Genomic DNA, 18,018 nt, shown 5'->3' on the forward strand with positions numbered 1-18,018 from the left:
CAATACAGCTACCGGGGATTCAGAAAGTCGTTTCCCCGCAATATCAGCGGTGACAATGACTTTCAACGTGTGTCTGAATCAGCGTGGCAATCCCAGCACACGCTGAGCGATGACATTGAGCTGAATCTCGATGGTGCCGCCGCCGATCAGGACGGCCGGAACACCGAGGTAGTCCTGAACATACGGCTCTTCCGGACTTCCCACCGCGCCCAGCGGCCCGAGCAGACCAACCAACGCACGGGACCCGTCGCGCTGTGCTATTGCGTGGAAGACCTTCTGCACACTGGTCGCCGATCCAGTCGTGTCCTCCGTTCCGTGCAATCGTTGCAGGACGCTCATCAGATTCATCGCTCCCACGGACAGCTCGCGGCCGGTGTTGCGTCCGAGAACTCGAACCACCTCGTCGCGGGTACTCCCGTACTCTCCCCCGTCGAGCAATTGCCGGACTGTGTCCGCGGATCCGTGTCCGAACTTGGCCGTGCCCATCTTGAGTCGCTCGTTCGACAACGTGGTGACGGCCAGTCGCCAGCCGTCGCCCGGTCCGGCGACGACGCAGTCGTCGGGTACGAACACGTCGTCGAAGAAGACCTCGTTGAATTCCCAGACTCCGGTGGCCTGCTGCAGCGGGCGGACGTCGACGCCGGTGGAGTTCATGTCGATCAAGCAGTAGGTGAGGCCGGCATGTTTCTTCACGTCCGCGTCGGTTCGGGCCAAGCAGACGCCCCAGTCCGCTTCCCTCGCTTGCGAATTCCAGACCTTCTGACCCGAAAGCACCCAACCGCCGTCGACCTTGCGGGCCTTGGTGGACAGACCGGCGAGGTCCGATCCAGCTCCCGGCTCGGAAAACAGCTGGCACCACACGAGTTCACCTCGCAGCGTCGTTGGCACGAACCTCTTCTGCTGTTCCTCGGTGCCCTGCGCGATCAGGGTGGGCAACACCCACTCGGCAATTCCCGTGTCGGGCTGAACAAGTCCCCGTTGCGCAAACTCGTCACCGATGACAGCTTGCTCCAACGGTCCGGCGTCGAGGCCGAAGGGCTGCGGGTAGTGAGGCGCGGTCAAGCCTTCGGCAGCGAGTCGGGCGCGGCGGGCGCCGCCGCGTGACGGTGCCCACCCTTCCGTCGCGACCTCGTCTTCCGGGAGTGCGAGAATATCGTCGAGAACCTCGCCGACGCGTACTCGCAAGTCCGGCAACGTGTCCTGATCCACAAAAGAAAAGTCGCGAGTGGCATGTTGCGCTACCTCGCCAAGTCGCTTGGACCATTCGTCCTCGGTGCCGACGACGGACGCGATGCTCACGGCCCGCCGCCAGTACAGGTGCACGTCGTGCTCCCAGGTGAATCCGATGCCGCCGAGCAGGCTGATGCAATCGAGGGCCTGGTCGATCCCGGATGGGGCGGCATTGAGCGCCGCCTGCGCTGCTACCAGTTGCTGCTGATCGGACGTTCCCTCGGCAGCCCGGGCTGCGTCCCACGCTGCAGCACAAGCAATCTGCGAGCGGACGAGCATCAGCGCAGCCTTGTGCTGGACTGCCTGGAAACTGCCCACCGGACGCCCGAACTGGTGTCGCGTGCGCACATAGTCCACCGCGGTTTCCAGACACCAGGCTGCGATCCCGCTGGCCTCCGCCCCCAACAACGCCGTGACGATGAGGTCGACACGCACCTGGTCGATGCCTGCCAGTACCTGGTTCTGAGCGATCGAATGGCCGGCAAGTTCGAGCCGTCCTACTGACCTTGTCAGATCGAGGGCGTCGCAAGGTGTCACTGTCGCAGTCGCAGACGCCCCGGCCCCGTCGAGCCAGAACCACAGGTTCACGTCAGGCGCATCTACATCTGCCGCGCGCACGAGAAACTTGGCCGCACCAGGTAATCCGAGTGTCGGATCCGAAAGACCGTCCACAACCCAGCCGGTGGCCGTCTGGCGTGCCGTCAACCGATTCCCCGCAACGATCGCGCCGGTGGAACCCTCACTGAACGCGAGGAGCAGATCGCCGGCACCACTCGAGGCCGTCGCCGCAACAGCACTCGCAATCACGGTCGGCACATAATGTCCGGGGAACATGGACTTGCCGAACTGCTCGACCACTACCGCGAGAACATCAAGCCCGCACTCCGAACCGTCAACGGACTCCGGCAAGTGCATGTTGTGCCATCCTTGACGCACCACCGCATCCCACACCATGCCGGGTCCGCTACCAGCAGACAACGCGTCGACATGAGTCCTGGTCTCGGCGATCGGCGCGGTCCGTCGGGCAAATGCCGCAACAGAATTCGCCAGCGCCTGCTGATCCTCGTTGATCGGTAGAGCCATCAGTCCTCCTATTTCACGTGCATGGTGGTGAGCTTGGTGGAGAGTTCCCACAGATCGGCGGCGGTCGTGGGGTCGGTCGCATGGGCACTGGCCGCGCCGACGCTGCAGTCCGCGAGATAGCCACCGCCGATGGAATCGAGCTCGGGCGCGATTGCACCCCAGACCGATGTCGCTGCGGCAGCCGGGATGGACTTGAGATTCGAGAGTGAATTCGACGTCCCCGACGCCAGACGCTTCATCTCGGCCATGTCTTCTCGAGACATGTGACGCGCGATTCCGGTGGCGCACACCCCCGGATGAACTGCGAATGCATGCACACCGTCCCCTCCGACCCGTCGTTCGAGTTCGACGGTCATCAGCACGTTCGCCGACTTGGACTGCCCGTAGGCAACAAACTTGTCGTAGGCGCGGCGTTCGAAATTCGGATCGGCGAGATCAACCGGGTGAGCCCGATGTGCGTCGGAAGACACCGTGATCACTCGGGCCGCTCGACCGGATTTATCGGCGGTAGCTACCAACATCGGCAACAGCGCGGTGGTCAGCGCAAAGTGACCGAGGTGGTTGGTACCGAACTGACGCTCGAAACCGTCCCGAGTGTGCTCGAACGGCGTGTACATCACCCCCGCATTGTTAATCAGAACGTCCACCGTCATAGATCGTTCCGACAGTCGATCTACCAGTGCGCCAATACTTTCCACGTCACCGAGATCAACCTCGAAAACATCCAACTCGGCGGTGGGGTGCGCGGCGCGGATTCGAGTCGCCACTGTCCCCGCAGCAGAAATGTCACGCGCGGTGAGGACGACGTGGGCACCAGCACCGGCGAGGGCTCGGGCCGTCTCCGCGCCCAGTCCACTCGAAGCGCCGGTGACGACAACGGTTCGACCGGTCAGGTCAACGCCCGCGAGGACATCGCCGGTGGTGAGCGCCGGAACGTCTGTAGGCTGCGACGTCATTTCGGCGCAACCTCCTGCCATTCCTCGGACAGTTTCGAAACCCATTGGGGGTCACGCTTTTCCAAATAGGCACCGACACCCTCAGCGGCGTCGGGTTTGCCCATGACCCGCAAGTGCAATTCAGTCTCGAGTTCCGCCACCCGTTCAGGTTCGAATCCCCGCCGTGCGGTCTGCCACAGGAGGCGTTTGGACAACGCTGCCGACATCGGCGCAACATTTACCGCGATATCACGGGCGATGTCCAATGCGGCGGGCAACACCTCGTCGGCCGGCAGACAACGGCTTCCCAGGCCCAATCGCACGGCCTCGGCACCGTTGAATGTGCGACCGGTCAACAGAATATCTGCCGCGACCGCCATCCCCGCGATGTGCGGAACTGTCCAGTGCGACATGCCGTCCGGCAGCACGCCCCGCCGAACCTGCGGTATCGAGTACTTGGCGTTATCGGCGAAGATCCGAATGTCTGCCTGCATCGCGATAGTCAAGCCGATTCCGATCGCATGCCCGTTCACCGCGGCGATAACAGGCTTACGAAGATCGAAGGCGGGCGGATTCACGGGAGACGCCGTGAACGTGTCAGCCGGAGCGTCGAAGGTATCTGCGCCGCCACCGAGATCCGCGCCCGCGCAAAATGCCGGAGGTGCGCCGGTCAGCACGATCGCGCGAACCGCGTCGTCGTCATCGAGGGCGCGGTAGGCCGCTCCCAGCGCCCGACCCATCACCCCGGTGAACGCATTGCGCTGCTTCGGACGATTGAGCGTAATGACGGCGACGCCACAGTCAACTTCCACCGATAGCCCCGTTGTCATTGATCCACCTCGAGCGCTGAAATCATCTCCGCGATATGTTGATCCACCACCGGATAGCCCGGGAAATAGCAGCACACACGATCAGCATGGCCTCCGAAGCGCGCGATGATCTTTGCTGCACATTCTTCGGGAGTTCCCACCACCGCAATGGCGTTCATCATGTCGCGATCAATCAGGTCTCTCATCGCGTCGAATTCGCGATTCCGCGCCAGCGAATTGAGTTCCGGTTGAACGTCTTCCCACCCGTCAACCTCGAGCACCGGCCGATACGCCGGGGTGGATGCGTAGAACCCGAGCAGGCTCCGGACCCCACGCTCGGCAGCATCCAGTTCATCGGGCGTGCGACCGACACCGACCAGAACCTGGGGGTAGATCGCCAGGTCCGATTGCGTGCGCTCGCCCAGTGCGAGCCCCTCCTCGATCGCGGGCATCGTACGTTCCCGAAAGTGCCGGGCACTGTTGAAGGGCATGACGAGCAATCCGTCCGCCACCTCCGCTGCCGCCCGAGTCATCAAGGGACCCAAAGCTCCCAGACAAATTTCCGGCCTGCCGTACGGATTTGGGCCGGGGTCGAATGTCGGGGGCATGAAGGTGTGCCGCGTAAACTCGCCGACGAAGTCGAGTGGTGAACGTTCCTCCCACGCAGTGAAGATCGCCTTGACCGCCAAAACCGACTCCCGCATCCGGGCCGCCGGACGCGACCATTCGGTGCCGTAACGTCGCTCGATGTGCGGACGTACCTGCGAGCCCAAGCCCAGCCGGAATCGTCCCCGACTCAAGGACTGTAGGTCATTCGCGACATGAGCCAGATGTAACGGGCTGCGGGGCAACGCAATTGCCACGTTAGTCATCAGGTCTGTTTGGACGGCACCCGACGCCGCGACGAGCGGGACGAACACGTCGTGCGCTCCCTCGAACGTGAAAAGGCCGTCTGCGCCCAGGGCGACCAGTTCTTTCGCCCGTGCTGCCGCATCCTCGGGTCGGCCATTCAACTGAAGGTCGATCTTCACTTATGCACCGCTTTCATCTCGCGCGTCTCGGTGGCGTGCGCAGCCAACACGAACAGGGAACCCGCAAGCGAATCGACAAAGTCGTCTTCGTCCTCGGTACCTCTGGTCAACCCGCGCATTGTCGTTGCACCGGACATCAAGTCGAACAGGAACATCGCGTCTACGCCGGCCGGTACTTCGCCTCTGGCTGCGGCACCTTCGAGCAGACCTTGGAAGGCCTTACGGACCGGCGCACCGATCGCCAGCAGTCGTTGACGGGCCTCGTGGCTTTGCGAATCGGCAAGTAGGCCCGGCACACCGGCGCGCGCAGCCGGACGCGCAGCACGAACGAGGAAAACACGTACCCAGAGGGCAAGATCGGTCCGGAGGTCACCGGATTCATCAGGCAGCGGGTGCCCTCCCGTGCCATGCACTGCCTCCTCGATCAAAGCCTCCCGCGTAGGCCACCGACGATAGATAACAGGCGTATTCACGCCGGCCAGACGCGCGATCGCCGCAATCGTTGTCTGTTGGTAGCCGACATCTGCCAGGAGTCGACGTGCTGCAACGAGCACTGCCTGATCCTTGCTCAGGTCACGCGGACGTCCAGGGCGCAGTTGGATCTCGGAATTCACTATTACATAGTAACTCGTAACGTTATTATTCCGTGGAGATTTGCAACTATTTAAGTAGCGCGCCTGAAGCCTTCACCACTCGTTTGCCTACTTTCCGGGCGCTCCGTACACGTGATCCGCGCGCAGGCTCAGAATCTGGCGGCGCTCGGCGACCATGGCGCGGCGGTAGTCCTCCCAATCAGGATGCTCCTGGCCACTGATGTCGCGGTACAACTCGACCAGCGCATCAGCAACCTCGTCATGCGGGTCCGCCGCCACCGGAGTCAGTTCGGCCAGCCCCTCGATCACCGCATAACTCCAGAAATCCGGCGCGCTGACATGTAGCGATACACGCGGGTCCCGGGCAGCATTTTTGCTCTTCGCGCGGTCTGCCGTAATCGACACCGATGCAATTCGCGACTCTGCGTCCCAGGAAAAAATTATGTTGGACAGCTGAGGTCGACCGTCGCGTTTGATTGTCACCAAGACTCCATGTTTCCCTTTGGCAACAAGCTCGAGCAACGTGTCCCGGATTTCGGTGTTGTCAGTCATAGTTCGATCAACCACGACGGAGTTCACGTTGTTCCTGACGTCGGGCTGTGACTCCCGGAATTATTGGCACGTTTGCGCCAAATGATTTCCCTTGCCATCCAACGTCATTCAGAAGTAGCGGTCGGGATCGGTGGCGGCGTACGGGGCAACGGCTACTGCATCGATCCGCGGATCTGCGATGAGAAGTTCGATCGCCTCGGCCGGCCCTCCGATCACTGCGAAGTCAGGATCGATATCGTTTGCGACACACCACGCGTGATCCGACGGCCAGATGAACGCCGGGTCAGCGCCAGACGCACCGCGCGGACTGAACTGAGCATCGCGGCCCCAGTCCTTCCAATCCGTGAGTGCACCGCGGAACAGCCAGTAGTCACGGTTAGGGATCTTCACCATCGGAACGTCATCGCCGATGACCTCACATCCCCAACCGTCCCACAAGCAGAAGTAGCAGTTGTCGGGTGTGGAGGTGTAGTGGGACAGTATCTCCAGGACAACTGTGAACTGCTCGGATTCGGTGTTGTCCTCGTACCAACTGTCTACAAAGCCCACATCAGTTGTCTTCTGGCCCTCGAAGGGGGCGTCGGGAAGGAACCGGAGCCTCGCATAGGCCGGAAACCCGACCGGACCCTTCACGGAAAGTTGGTACCACGGCATATCCTGCCCAACCAACCAATCGGACGCCGATATGTCGGTACACACGCTCAGGCTCATCCGCTTATTCTTCCCGGACAATCTGCCAACCGTTCACATCTGAGTACAACGACACGCCACCACATCAAATGTCTCCCGATTCCCTACGGCACCCAACAATCGAGCTGAAATGGTAGACAAATAGAACAACGTCACTGTCCGGGCTGACAGACTGCGATCTGAAAAAGTACTTCGGGAATCATTACCGAATCCCGCGGCTACTCTGACAATGTGCGAAGAATGAGAGGTCACCGTGACAACAAGCTTCTCAGAACACATCCGCCTGGACTCGGCTTCGCTCTCGCCCCAGTCCCGTTCCTAGCCCTGCTCGCTGGGGTCCGTTACGACTGGTGGCGATACTCCCGTCCCGCAGTTATCCTCCTCGAAGCTGCAACGGTTGGGATAGCTCTTCTAGGGTTGACTGTTGTCGGCTCACTCTGGATCTTCCGGTCCTACGGTTACTGGAAACGTGAGCAGCAGTTGTCGTGGCGAATCGGGCTTGCCCCACTGGTCGTGGCGTCGACAGCCTTGGTGTTTGTGCTGGTTCCGACGCCGACGGAGAGCGCCTTCGACCGGGCTCGGGGCGAGATGGAGCAACTCGCAGACTCGATGCAGCAGAACCAGACACCCTATACCGGCCGAAGAACCGTGATCGACGTACTCGAGTTCCACGTCTATATCAGAGAGGACAACTGCGTGTATTTCGCCGACCTCGAGCAGAGCGTCGTACTCAATGCCGGGTGGATATACACGGCGAACTGCGCCCCGAACCCGGACCAATTCGGTCGTTATAACGTGGTTGCTGACAACTGGTACGCATTTCCGTAAGTAGCGGCCACGCAACAGGCCGGCAGGAGGCACCCCTGTACGGAGCGTGCACAGCAGAATCGAGCAGCTCAACAGCCTCATTGAGATCCTCGAAAGTGCAGGTGCCCAGCCGGTTTCACGAAGACTCAAGGAGTCAGAATGGAAATACGAGACACGGAAGGGCTTGTCATTCGCCTCTACCCTGACTATGGCCATCCCAGTTCTCTCTGGCCTTCGAAGGAACTGGTAAGAATCAGCCGGCCGAGGCAGCCGTACGTTCTCCCCAGCCAAATTGGGATTCACGATGCTCTGGGAAAGAAGATACTGGCGTGGACTGACCGCTTCCAAAAGTTTTTCGTGGAGGAGGTCGACGGTTTCGCATCGCGTCCGCGTTGGCTTCCCGGGATAAATGTCTTCGACTGGTATGACGAGGGCTACGAAATTATTGAGGAGCTTCGCGCACAGTTCCCCGACGTGCAGGTTAAGCCCCAATTTGCGCAGTATGTTTTTTCGGCTAACGAGCGCCGGGAAAGCATGGGGCTATTGCCGATCAGCCTTCCCAACGAACCGAAGGCTGGGTATATAAGCATTTCTGATGTCCTGCACCCCAAGGGACCGAAATAGTCGACGCGTGACCTACAAGTCAATTCCGAGTCACGGCGTCGGGCAGTCCAGTTCCGAGAATCCGGCCCTTCCCGCACCGCATTTCCTCGGTGGAGAATAGATCCATGGCCCTCACACCCGATATCCTTCGCTACACCGCGTTCAGTTCCGATCCCGCCGGCGGCAATCCCGCAGGAATCCTTTTGGATGCCCGCGGAATCGACGATCAAGAGTTGCAGGCAATCGCGACTCACATCGGATATCCGGAGACCGCCTTCATTACCGAACCAGGGTCTGCAGAGAACCAGCAGCACAGCACAATTCGATACTTCTCCCCCATTTCGGAGATCCCGTTTTGCGGTCACGCCACCATCGCCACCGCCGTGGCACTCACCGAACGTGACTGCGCCGGCACCTTCGTGTTCGAGACTTCCGTTGGGCCGGTGCCGATCACGACCCAGATCGACGAGTCAGGCATCCGTGCCACTTTCACCAGCGTCGAACCGTCGGTGACGGATATCGACCATGCTGTACTCACCGCCCTACTGGGACTCGTCGGTCTCGACTCCTCGGCCATCGACACCGACTTCCCTCCTCGACTGTCCTATGCCGGCAACACCCATCCCGTAGTGGTTCTTCGGGACCAGTCGACATTCGACCAGTTCACCTTCGACCCGTCGACAATGCGCGGACTGATGGATGCGCAAGGCTGGCCTGGGACCGTGACATTCCTGCATCGATTGGACGACAACACCTTCGAAGCGCGGAACCTTTTCCCCGCCGGCGACATCATTGAAGATCCGGCAACAGGATCCGCCGCAGCCTCGACGGGCGGATACCTTCGTGCTCTCGATCCCGCAAACACTCCCCGCCGCATCACCATTCACCAGGGCCGGCATGTCGGTAGGCCAAGCATCCTGCTGGTCGACATTCCGACGCAGGGCGGTATCTCGGTGACGGGAACAGCGGTCCCGATCACCGCAGCCGACTGATGAGACTTCTCGCCATCGCCTCGGTAGCGTCTCTGTTTGCCGTGACTGGTTGCGCGTCCACAATCCCTGAAAGAGGCCCGGTCCGCGCACCGGCCGAGATTGTCGAGGCCGCCGCGTGCGCTGCCCCGTTTACCCCCGAAGCGGTCGCGTCGACGGACCGGATAAGCAACCTCAGCCCGAGGCCGGGCACGGTACCCACCGGCTTCCATCCCGTGTCAGCGATAATGTGTGAGCTGCAAGCAGATTCAGTCGTAACAGAAGGACCGACTGCCACGTTCTACGAGGTCCGATGGACTGGCGATCTGACTACCACCATCGAATCCCTGAATGGACCGTCGACAGCACCAGGCACTGCAACTCGCGTGTGCGCGCTGTCATCAGAAGCATCGATGCCGGATCTTTGGTTGATCGACGACAAGGGTCGAGGAATGCGTGCCTCCTATCCCGAGGATCAGTGTGGGTACAACATTCCCGACGGACTCGGCGAGGTACGCGCGCTCACGGAGTCGAGCCGAACCGCGCGGCCAATCACCCTCTCGGCCAGCGGCTTACACGGATACACCGGCTGTGACCTCGATCTGCCACTGCCGACACCTGGATTGACAACCATGGACGCCGACGCCCTGTCAGTCCCAGCTCGCTCGTTCTGCCACTACAACATCGACGGGTCCGAAGTTTCGTTCGTCGAATCGGCCCGGGCGCACGACATTGCATCCCTGCGCGGGATTGCGTTTCTGGAACCAGCGTCCGAGTGCTCGCTACCGGCATCCCGTGCTTCTGCGCTGACGATAGAGGTCCGAGGCGCAGACGGCGTCGCTATGGAGAAAACCGCCGTGGTCGAAATGGACGGTTGCCAGCGGGTCCTGATCGACGGGTTTGTTCCCACCATGTCGACGCCACTGCTACTGAGCATGCTCGCGTAGCCGAACCCTGACCGATCGCAACCCAACGTCGAGCTACATTCGAACGATGACACGAGCACGTCTTCGACGGATGACGCCACTTCTGGCTGTTCTCATCGTCCTGATCCTGATCTTCGGCAGCGTCTACATGCGGGCTCGCTACCACTCGTTCAATTGGCTTGAAGCGCCGCCGCGAATTGACGTCGCCGGCAGGACGTACGAAGGTCCCGAACCGTTCACACGGGCACAGGTTCTCGAAGATTCGACGCTGCCCGACGGTCGGACTCGGGACGGTATCTCGTTCAACAAGATTGGGTGGCTGCCACCGCTGCATTCGATCTACGCATTCGGCCCGACCGAAGGGGTGTGCCGATGCGGGTATACCTCGAGTGTGAAGATCAGTTTTACGAGTACGGAATTCTCGGCGGCCCTTGACCAAGCCCGACCCGAGAAGTGATGATGGGCAATCCATTCGGCACTCCCCCGCCGATCAGTTTGTCGAGCGCATCCTGATCGACATATTTCTCGACGAGGTCGGCCAGGAGGTCGAGTTGCTGTTCACGGACCTCAGCGACCGAAACATTCTCGGCAACAACAAATCCATTACCGGCGACATCCGTCAGTAGCATCCGGCGATAGTCATCGCTTTCCAAAAGCCCGTGCCAGTGAGTCCCGCGAACCGAGCCTCGAATGCTTCCCTCCGGAGTGCCGTCGGCATTGTGCAGGAGTGGCGAGTCGCCGTTGCAAACCACCCGTCCATGGTGAATCTCGTACCCGGACACTGCAACACCGTCGGCGTTCCCCTTCACCTGGGCCAGCACCTTGTCCGCAGCGAACTCGATTTCGAGATCCAACAAACCGAGACCAGGCGTGGTGCCGGATCCCGATTCCACGTCATCGACAATCGTCTTACCCAGCATTTGGTACCCACCACAAATGCCGAGAATCGGCTGCCCGCGACCCGCTCGGGCAATGATCTCGTCGGCCAGTCCGGTACTGCGCAACCATTCCAGATCGCTCACGGTGGACTTGCTGCCCGGGATCACCACGAGGTCCGCATCGCGAACCCGCGAGGGATCCGTGATCCACGAAACCGCAACGCCCGGTTCACAAGCCAGCGCTTCGACATCTGTCGAGTTGGAGATGCGAGGCAATCGGATTGCGGCAACGGTCAGCCACGACGATCCAACTGGTGGCCCGGGTCGACCTACGGGAGCATTGCCGGTCACCCCCAAGGAGTCCTCGGCGTCGAGCCACAGATCTTCGGCGAAGGGAATGACACCCAGCGTCGGACGCCCCGTCAACTGGCGCAGTTGCTCGAGTCCCGGTTCCAGCAGTCCGACCTCGCCGCGAAACTTGTTGATCACAAACCCGGCGATCAAGGCTTGGTCACTTTCCGACAGAACCGCGACAGTTCCGAAGAGATGCGCAAGGACTCCCCCACGGTCGATGTCACCGACCACGATCACCGGAATCTGCGCCGCCTCGGCCAGCCCCATGTTTGCGAGATCTGTTGCCCGCAAATTGATCTCGGCCGGAGAACCAGCTCCCTCACAGATCACGACGTCGAAGTCCTCGCGCAACGACGCCAGATCTTCCGCCACGACGCCCCGCAACCACGCTCGATGCTGCATGTAGTCACGCGCACCGACCGCTGTCATCGCTTTGCCGCGCACCACCAGCTGCGACGTGCGATCACTTCCCGGTTTGAGCAGTACGGGATTGAAACGCACACTCGGCTCGAGCCCACAGGCCCGTGCCTGAAGTGCCTGCGCACGTCCGATTTCGCCACCATCCAGGGTGACGACGGAGTTATTGGACATGTTCTGCGCCTTGAACGGCGCGACACGAACACCGCGGCGTGCCAACATCCGGCAGAGACCGGCCACAAGCACGCTCTTACCCGCATCCGACGTCGTGCCGGCTACGAGCAGGGCACCGCGCAGGGTCAAGGCAGGGTCAGGATCTCGGCACCGGTGTCGGTGACGACCAAGGTGTGTTCGAACTGCGCCGTCCACTTACGGTCCTTCGTGACGACGGTCCAGTCGTCTTCCCAGATCTCGTAGTCGATGCCACCGAGGTTGATCATCGGTTCGATGGTGAAGACCATGCCGGGCTCGATGATCGTCTCGACGGTGGGCTCGTCGTAATGCAGAATGACGAGGCCGTTATGGAAGGTCTCACCAATGCCGTGGCCGGTGAAGTCGCGGACGACGCCGTAGCCGAAGCGATGAGCGTACGACTCGATGACGCGGCCGATGACGTTGAGTGCGCGACCCGGCTTGACTGCCTTGATTGCCCGCATCGTGGCTTCGTGGGTGCGCTCGACGAGCAGTCGATGCTCCTCGGATACATCCCCGGCAAGGAACGTTGCATTGGTGTCGCCATGGACGCCACCGATGTACGCGGTGACGTCGATGTTGACGATGTCACCGTCCTGAATGACGGTGGAATCGGGGATACCGTGGCAAATCACCTCGTTGAGGGATGTGCAGCAAGACTTGGGAAAGCTCTTGTAGCCCAACGTCGACGGGTAAGCGCCGTGGTCGATCATGTACTCGTGGGCGATGCGATCAAGCTCGTCCGTGGTAACGCCGGGAGCAACCGCTTTGCCGGCCTCTTGCAGCGCCTGCGCAGCGATTTTGCTGGCGATACGCATCGCCTCGATGGTCTCCGGAGTCTGGATCCACGGCTCGTTGCCTTCCTTGGCGGTCGGCCTCCACGCGTACTCGGGCCGCTCGATCTTGGAGGGCACGGCAAGTACAGGTGAGACGGTTCCGGGGACCAACGGTGTGCGCACAGACATGCAGAACAGCCTAGACCTCGATCCTCGAGCTAGCCGGACGCACTCCAATTCCGGAACACAGGATCGATGACAGCCCTGATCGGAGTAGACATCGTCTGACCGAATTCGGTGAAGAGTACATCGCGAGAATCGAAGGTACCCAGCTCCTTTTCAACGAACTCGGAGAAGTCCAGGCAATCGCACGAACTGGTTTCACTCCAGCTGATCGGTACCCGCGAAAGTGCGTCGAACAGGGTCTCGGCTCCGGCGTTGGCGAACGGCTCGAACGACGTCGCCTCGGCGGGTTCCACCAGCACCTCGGATACGTCACACCAGTTGCCGTCGATCAGGAACTCCGGCCAGGCCAGCAACACGCGCTCGGGGATGAAGGCATGCAATCTACGGAATCGGGGGTACCAGAACTCGCCACGCAGGATCAGCCCGGTCACCCGCGTCGTAATCCCGTGGCGACGCGCCAACGCCTCGAGAACGGCCAGACGCTGACTGCACGAGCCACGTCCCCGTCCGAGAGTGACAGAAACTGGCTGGGTGTCATCAAGTGCGTAGACAGCGCGAACTTTCTGCTGGATCGCTCGATGCGCAACCATGAGGAACTCGCGCTCGGACATCGCATCGTGCGTGATATCGGTATAAAGCTGTTCGACCCTCAGGTGACCCCAATCGAGAATCGCCGACGCGTGGACGCCGCCCACAGCATCACCACGGGTCGCGTCGCCGATTCGAAGGCCTGACATCACAGCGCACGTCATCCCTGCACAGTAACCACGTTCCGCCTGTCACACCCACACTCGACCGAAAGCGTCCGGTGATTGTGATCTCAACCGTCGGACGCCGCCGGTTTCCATGATGTCCAGGTGTATCGAACCCAGCAGCGTCGGCGCACCTCGCCACAACGCAGGTTGACCATCGCGATTGAAGAGGCCGAAGCGTCGAGCGCACACAACGCCGCGCAATTCCGAAAGTTGGAACGTCACCAACACAGTGGTGAACGGGAACCATCCTTCGATCTCCACGTCGATCAAGCCGAGGTCCCTGTTCTCCTCGATGAGTCGCGCCCGTTCCCGGCAGGCCCACACTTCGGGATCGCCAACTTCGGCTGGTGGATTCACCGGCAGGTAGGGCATGGGGAGGTCCTGTTGATCCGCTTCACGCAACTCGATTTCACCGCCTCGGCCCAACGAATCCGGTTCGGAGACATACAGATCCTCGGTCGTCGAAATCCACAATTGCCCAGAAGACGCCAGCACTGCAAGGTCTTTCGGAAATCCCGGCGCGAACGCCCAAGCGGCCGGACGGGTGAGGTGGCGGTCGAGTCGATAGTAGGCGAAACTCTCAGCCCGAGAGTTGAACACGACGTCGAACCGGTCGTCGCGATGTGCACTCGCGACATGACTCCCGGTTGCCGCGAACCACGGCCCACCCACCACAGGCCACGGCCCGAAGGATGAACTCAAGGGAATCCTCAACGCCGGGAAGAGGTTGTCGTCGAGAACTTCAGCGGACATCGAGGACCGTGACACCGCCAATGGTGCGCCGATATCCACCAACTGCACATCCATCGTCTTCCAGTACCGCCGCGGCCACGCTGTACCGATCGTGCATGTTCCGTCCAACGCGACTCTCGCGCACCAACATCCGCGGTCGAATAGTGCAGCACTCGTTCCTTGCACGCCGGTTCGCATGAATACCAGAAATCCAGACTGCTCGACGCCGATACTCTGAACATCAGCCGGTACCGTGACCTCTTTCACGCTCCCCTGAATTGTCCGGAGCCGGATCGGCGTCGGTGCGCCGCCATCGCGTCCGTATCGATGGGTCGTGTATGCGAGGACTCCGCTTACCAGTGCCGCACTAAGGACCGGAGCCTCGTCGAGCACTCGCACCACGCCTGCGGAATCACAATGCGCGATCCCGTCCGGGCCGGTGATCCAGCATCCGGACTCGTCGGCCCACAGTGACCGAATCTTGTATCCCACAATCCCCGAACCACGTATCGGTCCTGGTATGACGTGCTCGGCAACCTCGCCGTTTCCGACCCGACGCAGCAGAAGTGGGTGACTGACGTCGAGTACCCAGAGAACACCGCCGTGGCCGGCCATCGAACCTGCCTTGAATGCACGTCGCGGCGGCGCAGCGCGGAACTCGTCTTGCGGGGCGCTCATGCGCCTTTCATAGTGTCGCATTCACTCATACCGGTCACGATACCGGCAGCAGACTAAATATGACCGTACATTCGACCGACCCGAGGTAGCCCGCAGTGACCCGGCCACTACCGGGCAGACGTACTACAGGGATCGGTCGACGCGTCAACTTCGCGCGCCGGATCTACTCGCGCAGAGTTGTCAGGAACGCAATCCGATCACCGCGGTAGAGCGAACGCACACGCTCAATGGGAATGCCGTCGGGATCCACGGACGTACGGTGCAGCAAGAGCATCGGCATCGAGGTCGTGGACTCCATCAGTGTCGCCTCGCGGGGCGAAGCCAATACTGTTTCAATTCGCTCGGTGGCCGATCCGAAGACAACGCCGATGGAACGAATAGCCGCATAGAGCGACGTCGTGGCGTCAAAGGTGTCCAGCATTTCACCAAACCTACTGTCCGGCATATACGTTGATTCCAGTCCGATCTTCTCACCGTCCGCGAGCAGGACGCGTTCGAGATGTACGACAGAATCGCCGACGTCGATTCCTAACTCGGCCGAAAGTCCGTCGTCGGCGAGGATGCGCTCAAATGTCACCACCCGTCGTCCCGGGACTCGCCCCGCACTGACCGCACCTTCCGTATACGACCGCAGCGAAAGCGGTTGCACCAGCTTGGGACTCGAGACAACGGTTCCGCGCCCGCGGCGTTCGATGCGCCCCTCGACCAGCAGATCACGCAGTGCCTGACGCACGGTTTCGCGGGCGACGGTGAATCGAGCGGCAAGTTCCCGTTCGGACGGAACCGCATCTCCTACTTCGAGCCCATCCAGAATCGTCTCGATCTCTGTGCGCACGCGGTAGTACTTGGGTTCCGGTTCTGCAACACTCATCTGGCGATTCACGGGGATCAGATTACGCGAAAATTGGTCTATACCAAACGTTAACCTACTGTTCGCCTCAATTATCCCCATTGGTCTAGACCAAACGTCATTATCTCTACATGCGAATTTTGATTGTGGGTGGAGGAATCCTCGGAACGGCCCATGCCGACGAGGCAATCCGCCGAGGACACGAAGTCATCCATCTCGAACGCGAGCGTGAAGCCCGCGGTGCCACGGTACGGAACTTCGGGTTGGTCTGGGTATCGGGGCGCGCTCCCCACGAACTCGAGGCTGCCGTGCGGTCACGTGAACTGTGGGCTGACCTGGCAGTTCGAGTACCGAAGATCGGGTACCGCGCAGCTGGTTCGATTACGTTGATGCGCACCGACGAAGAAGTGGCCGTCGCAGAAGAAGCCTTTGCTCGTCCCGACGCCGACACTCGCGGTTTCACACTCCTCGACGCCGACGGTGTCCGCGCCGTCAACCCAGCACTGCGCGGCACGTTCCTCGGTGGTCTGCACTGCTCACTCGACGCCGCCGTCGAATCCCGCCAAGCCCTCCCCGCCATCCGCTCCTACCTGGAAGCCACTGGTCGGTACACCTTCCAGGCCGGCACCGAAGCCCGCGAGATCACCACCACCGAATCCGGCGTTCACATCCGCGACGACCACGGCCGCAGCTACGACGCCGACTTCGTGATCGTGTGCCCCGGAGCAACACTGGGCGGACTAGCCCGCGACCTCGCCGGTGACCTGCCGCTGCGCCGCGTGCGCCTCCAGATGATGCAAACCGCGCCGCTCGGCGAAAAGCTCACCACCGCAATCGCAGACGGCGACAGCTTCCGCTACTACCCTGGCTTCGCGGGTTCTGCCCTGGACACCCTGCGCACGGTTCAACCGCAGGAACCGACCGCCGAAGAGCACCGCATGCAACTCCTGTGCGTCCAGCGCCTACACGGTGGCCTTACTATCGGCGACACCCACGAGTACGAAGAGCCCTTCAACTTCGATGTCGACGAGGCCCCTTACCAGCACCTCGCTTCCGTCACGGAAGCCCTTCTCGGGCGCGATCTTCCGCCGATCGTCAAGCGGTGGGCCGGCGTGTACAGCCAGTGCCTCGATCCCGCACAACTAGTGCATCGCGCGCAGGCCGCCGACAACGTCTGGGTAATCGCCGGCCCCGGCGGACGCGGCATGACGCTCGGACCAGCCCTCGCTGAGCACACCGCCGATCAACTCGGTCTCTGAAACTTCTCCGACACAAAGGAATCCCCATGTCTCCCATCACACTGGCCGTTCTCGACATGGCCGGCACCACAGTCGCCGACGACGGCCTGGTGCTTCGCGCCTTCGCCGCCGCGGCCGAAGCCGGCGGACTACCCGCCGAGGGCCCGGACGCCGATGCCGCCCGTCAGTACGTCCTCGACACCATGGGCCAGTCCAAGATTGTGGTCTTCCGCGCAATCTTCGGCGACGAGGATCGTGCTCAGGCCGCCAACGCGGCCTTCGAAACCACCTACGACGCGTTGATCGATCAGGGACTCGCGCAACCTATTCCGGGCGCCGAGAAGGCGATCACCACATTGCGCGAAGCCGGCATCAAAGTAGCCCTGACCACCGGATTCAGCCGATCAACCCAGGACAAGCTCCTTGCCGCCCTGGGCTGGGAAACTCTCGCAGACCTCACCCTCTCCCCCGCCGAAGCCGGCCGCGGGCGCCCCTACCCGGATCTGATTCTCACCGCACTCCTTCGCCTGGGAATCGACGACGTCCACCAGATCGCCGTAGTCGGCGACACGTCCAACGACGTGCTCAGCGGAATCCGTTCCGGTGCATCGATTGTGGCCGGAACCTTGACCGGCGCCCACGACGAACATCAGCTTCGTGATGCCGGCGCCACCCACATCGTCGAGTCCGTAACGGACTTCGCCGAACTCCTCGTCAACTCCTGATCTCACCTTC

Annotated in this window: 19 protein-coding genes; 7 read left to right on the top strand and 12 right to left on the bottom strand. The window is 61.4% G+C overall.

Going from position 1 to position 18,018, the window contains the following annotated elements; translation table 11 throughout:
• Positions 1-78 precede the first annotated feature (78 nt).
• The 7 genes from MTX36_RS15280 to MTX36_RS15310 all read right to left on the bottom strand — a co-directional run bounded on the left by MTX36_RS15280 (position 79) and on the right by MTX36_RS15310 (position 6,944).
• The gene (locus MTX36_RS15280) at positions 79-2,313 is read right to left on the bottom strand and encodes an acyl-CoA dehydrogenase (protein ID WP_243620600.1); all 2,235 of its coding nucleotides are present in this window, start codon (positions 2,311-2,313) and stop codon (positions 79-81) included.
• An 8-nt stretch (positions 2,314-2,321) separates the two neighbouring features.
• A complete protein-coding gene (locus MTX36_RS15285; RefSeq protein ID WP_243620601.1) occupies positions 2,322-3,269 on the bottom strand; it encodes an SDR family NAD(P)-dependent oxidoreductase in 948 nt (315 codons plus the stop codon).
• Positions 3,266-4,078: an enoyl-CoA hydratase/isomerase family protein gene (locus MTX36_RS15290; protein ID WP_243620602.1), complete on the bottom strand. Its 813-nt coding sequence runs from the start codon at positions 4,076-4,078 to the stop codon at positions 3,266-3,268. Before MTX36_RS15290 ends, MTX36_RS15285 begins: the two co-directional genes overlap by 4 nt.
• Positions 4,075-5,088: a TIGR03617 family F420-dependent LLM class oxidoreductase gene (locus tag MTX36_RS15295; protein ID WP_243620603.1), complete on the bottom strand. Its 1,014-nt coding sequence runs from the start codon at positions 5,086-5,088 to the stop codon at positions 4,075-4,077. Before MTX36_RS15295 ends, MTX36_RS15290 begins: the two co-directional genes overlap by 4 nt.
• Positions 5,085-5,702 carry a TetR/AcrR family transcriptional regulator gene (locus tag MTX36_RS15300; RefSeq protein ID WP_243620604.1) on the bottom strand — a complete coding sequence of 206 codons (618 nt, stop codon included), beginning with the start codon at positions 5,700-5,702 and terminating at the stop codon, positions 5,085-5,087. The genes MTX36_RS15295 and MTX36_RS15300 overlap by 4 nt, the downstream gene beginning before the upstream one ends.
• An 87-nt stretch (positions 5,703-5,789) precedes the next feature.
• Positions 5,790-6,233, bottom strand: coding sequence for a PPOX class F420-dependent oxidoreductase (locus MTX36_RS15305; protein ID WP_243620605.1), 444 nt, complete (start codon positions 6,231-6,233; stop codon positions 5,790-5,792).
• Between the two features lie 108 nt (positions 6,234-6,341).
• A complete protein-coding gene (locus MTX36_RS15310) occupies positions 6,342-6,944 on the bottom strand; it encodes a hypothetical protein (protein WP_243620606.1) in 603 nt (200 codons plus the stop codon).
• 219 nt (positions 6,945-7,163) lie between these two features.
• On the opposite strand from MTX36_RS15310, the gene MTX36_RS15315 reads away from it, so the two are divergent.
• The 5 genes from MTX36_RS15315 (at position 7,164) to MTX36_RS15335 (ending at position 10,684) form a co-directional block, all read left to right on the top strand.
• A complete protein-coding gene (locus MTX36_RS15315; RefSeq protein WP_243620607.1) occupies positions 7,164-7,751 on the top strand; it encodes a hypothetical protein in 588 nt (195 codons plus the stop codon).
• Positions 7,752-7,889: 138 nt separating this feature from the next.
• Entirely contained in the window at positions 7,890-8,354 is a 465-nt protein-coding gene (locus tag MTX36_RS15320; protein WP_243620608.1) for a hypothetical protein, read from the top strand.
• A 104-nt stretch (positions 8,355-8,458) separates the two neighbouring features.
• Positions 8,459-9,325 (top strand): PhzF family phenazine biosynthesis protein, encoded by an 867-nt coding sequence (locus MTX36_RS15325; RefSeq protein WP_243620609.1) that lies wholly within the window; start codon positions 8,459-8,461, stop codon positions 9,323-9,325.
• A 389-nt stretch (positions 9,326-9,714) separates the two neighbouring features.
• A complete protein-coding gene (locus MTX36_RS15330) occupies positions 9,715-10,248 on the top strand; it encodes a hypothetical protein (RefSeq protein WP_243620610.1) in 534 nt (177 codons plus the stop codon).
• Between the two features lie 46 nt (positions 10,249-10,294).
• On the top strand, positions 10,295-10,684 hold the full coding sequence (locus MTX36_RS15335) for a hypothetical protein (RefSeq protein WP_243620611.1): 390 nt from the start codon (positions 10,295-10,297) through the stop codon (positions 10,682-10,684).
• On the opposite strand, the gene MTX36_RS15340 is transcribed toward MTX36_RS15335, so the two are convergent.
• From MTX36_RS15340 to MTX36_RS15360, 5 genes are all read right to left on the bottom strand, one after another.
• The gene (locus MTX36_RS15340; RefSeq protein ID WP_243620695.1) at positions 10,632-12,173 is read right to left on the bottom strand and encodes a cobyric acid synthase; all 1,542 of its coding nucleotides are present in this window, start codon (positions 12,171-12,173) and stop codon (positions 10,632-10,634) included. The two genes, MTX36_RS15335 and MTX36_RS15340, sit on opposite strands and share 53 nt — an antisense overlap.
• Before the next feature lie 2 nt (positions 12,174-12,175).
• Positions 12,176-13,033, bottom strand: a complete 858-nt coding sequence (gene map / locus MTX36_RS15345) for a type I methionyl aminopeptidase (protein WP_094272329.1) — start codon at positions 13,031-13,033, stop codon at positions 12,176-12,178.
• Between the two features lie 29 nt (positions 13,034-13,062).
• Complete coding sequence (locus tag MTX36_RS15350; RefSeq protein ID WP_243620612.1) at positions 13,063-13,782, bottom strand: transglutaminase-like domain-containing protein; 720 nt, start codon at positions 13,780-13,782, stop codon at positions 13,063-13,065.
• A gap of 27 nt (positions 13,783-13,809) precedes the next feature.
• Positions 13,810-15,195: a hypothetical protein gene (locus MTX36_RS15355; RefSeq protein ID WP_243620613.1), complete on the bottom strand. Its 1,386-nt coding sequence runs from the start codon at positions 15,193-15,195 to the stop codon at positions 13,810-13,812.
• 163 nt (positions 15,196-15,358) lie between these two features.
• Positions 15,359-16,066, bottom strand: a complete 708-nt coding sequence (locus MTX36_RS15360; protein ID WP_243620614.1) for a GntR family transcriptional regulator — start codon at positions 16,064-16,066, stop codon at positions 15,359-15,361.
• Between the two features lie 110 nt (positions 16,067-16,176).
• Here MTX36_RS15360 and MTX36_RS15365 point away from each other — a divergent pair, with 110 nt between their 5' ends.
• Positions 16,177-17,304 (top strand): TIGR03364 family FAD-dependent oxidoreductase, encoded by a 1,128-nt coding sequence (locus tag MTX36_RS15365; protein ID WP_243620615.1) that lies wholly within the window; start codon positions 16,177-16,179, stop codon positions 17,302-17,304.
• Between the two features lie 26 nt (positions 17,305-17,330).
• Entirely contained in the window at positions 17,331-18,008 is a 678-nt protein-coding gene (locus tag MTX36_RS15370) for a phosphonatase-like hydrolase (RefSeq protein ID WP_243620616.1), read from the top strand.
• Positions 18,009-18,018: the final 10 nt, after the last annotated feature.

The organism is Rhodococcus sp. ARC_M6 (assembly GCF_022810305.1).
Taxonomy (GTDB): domain Bacteria; phylum Actinomycetota; class Actinomycetes; order Mycobacteriales; family Mycobacteriaceae; genus Rhodococcus_F.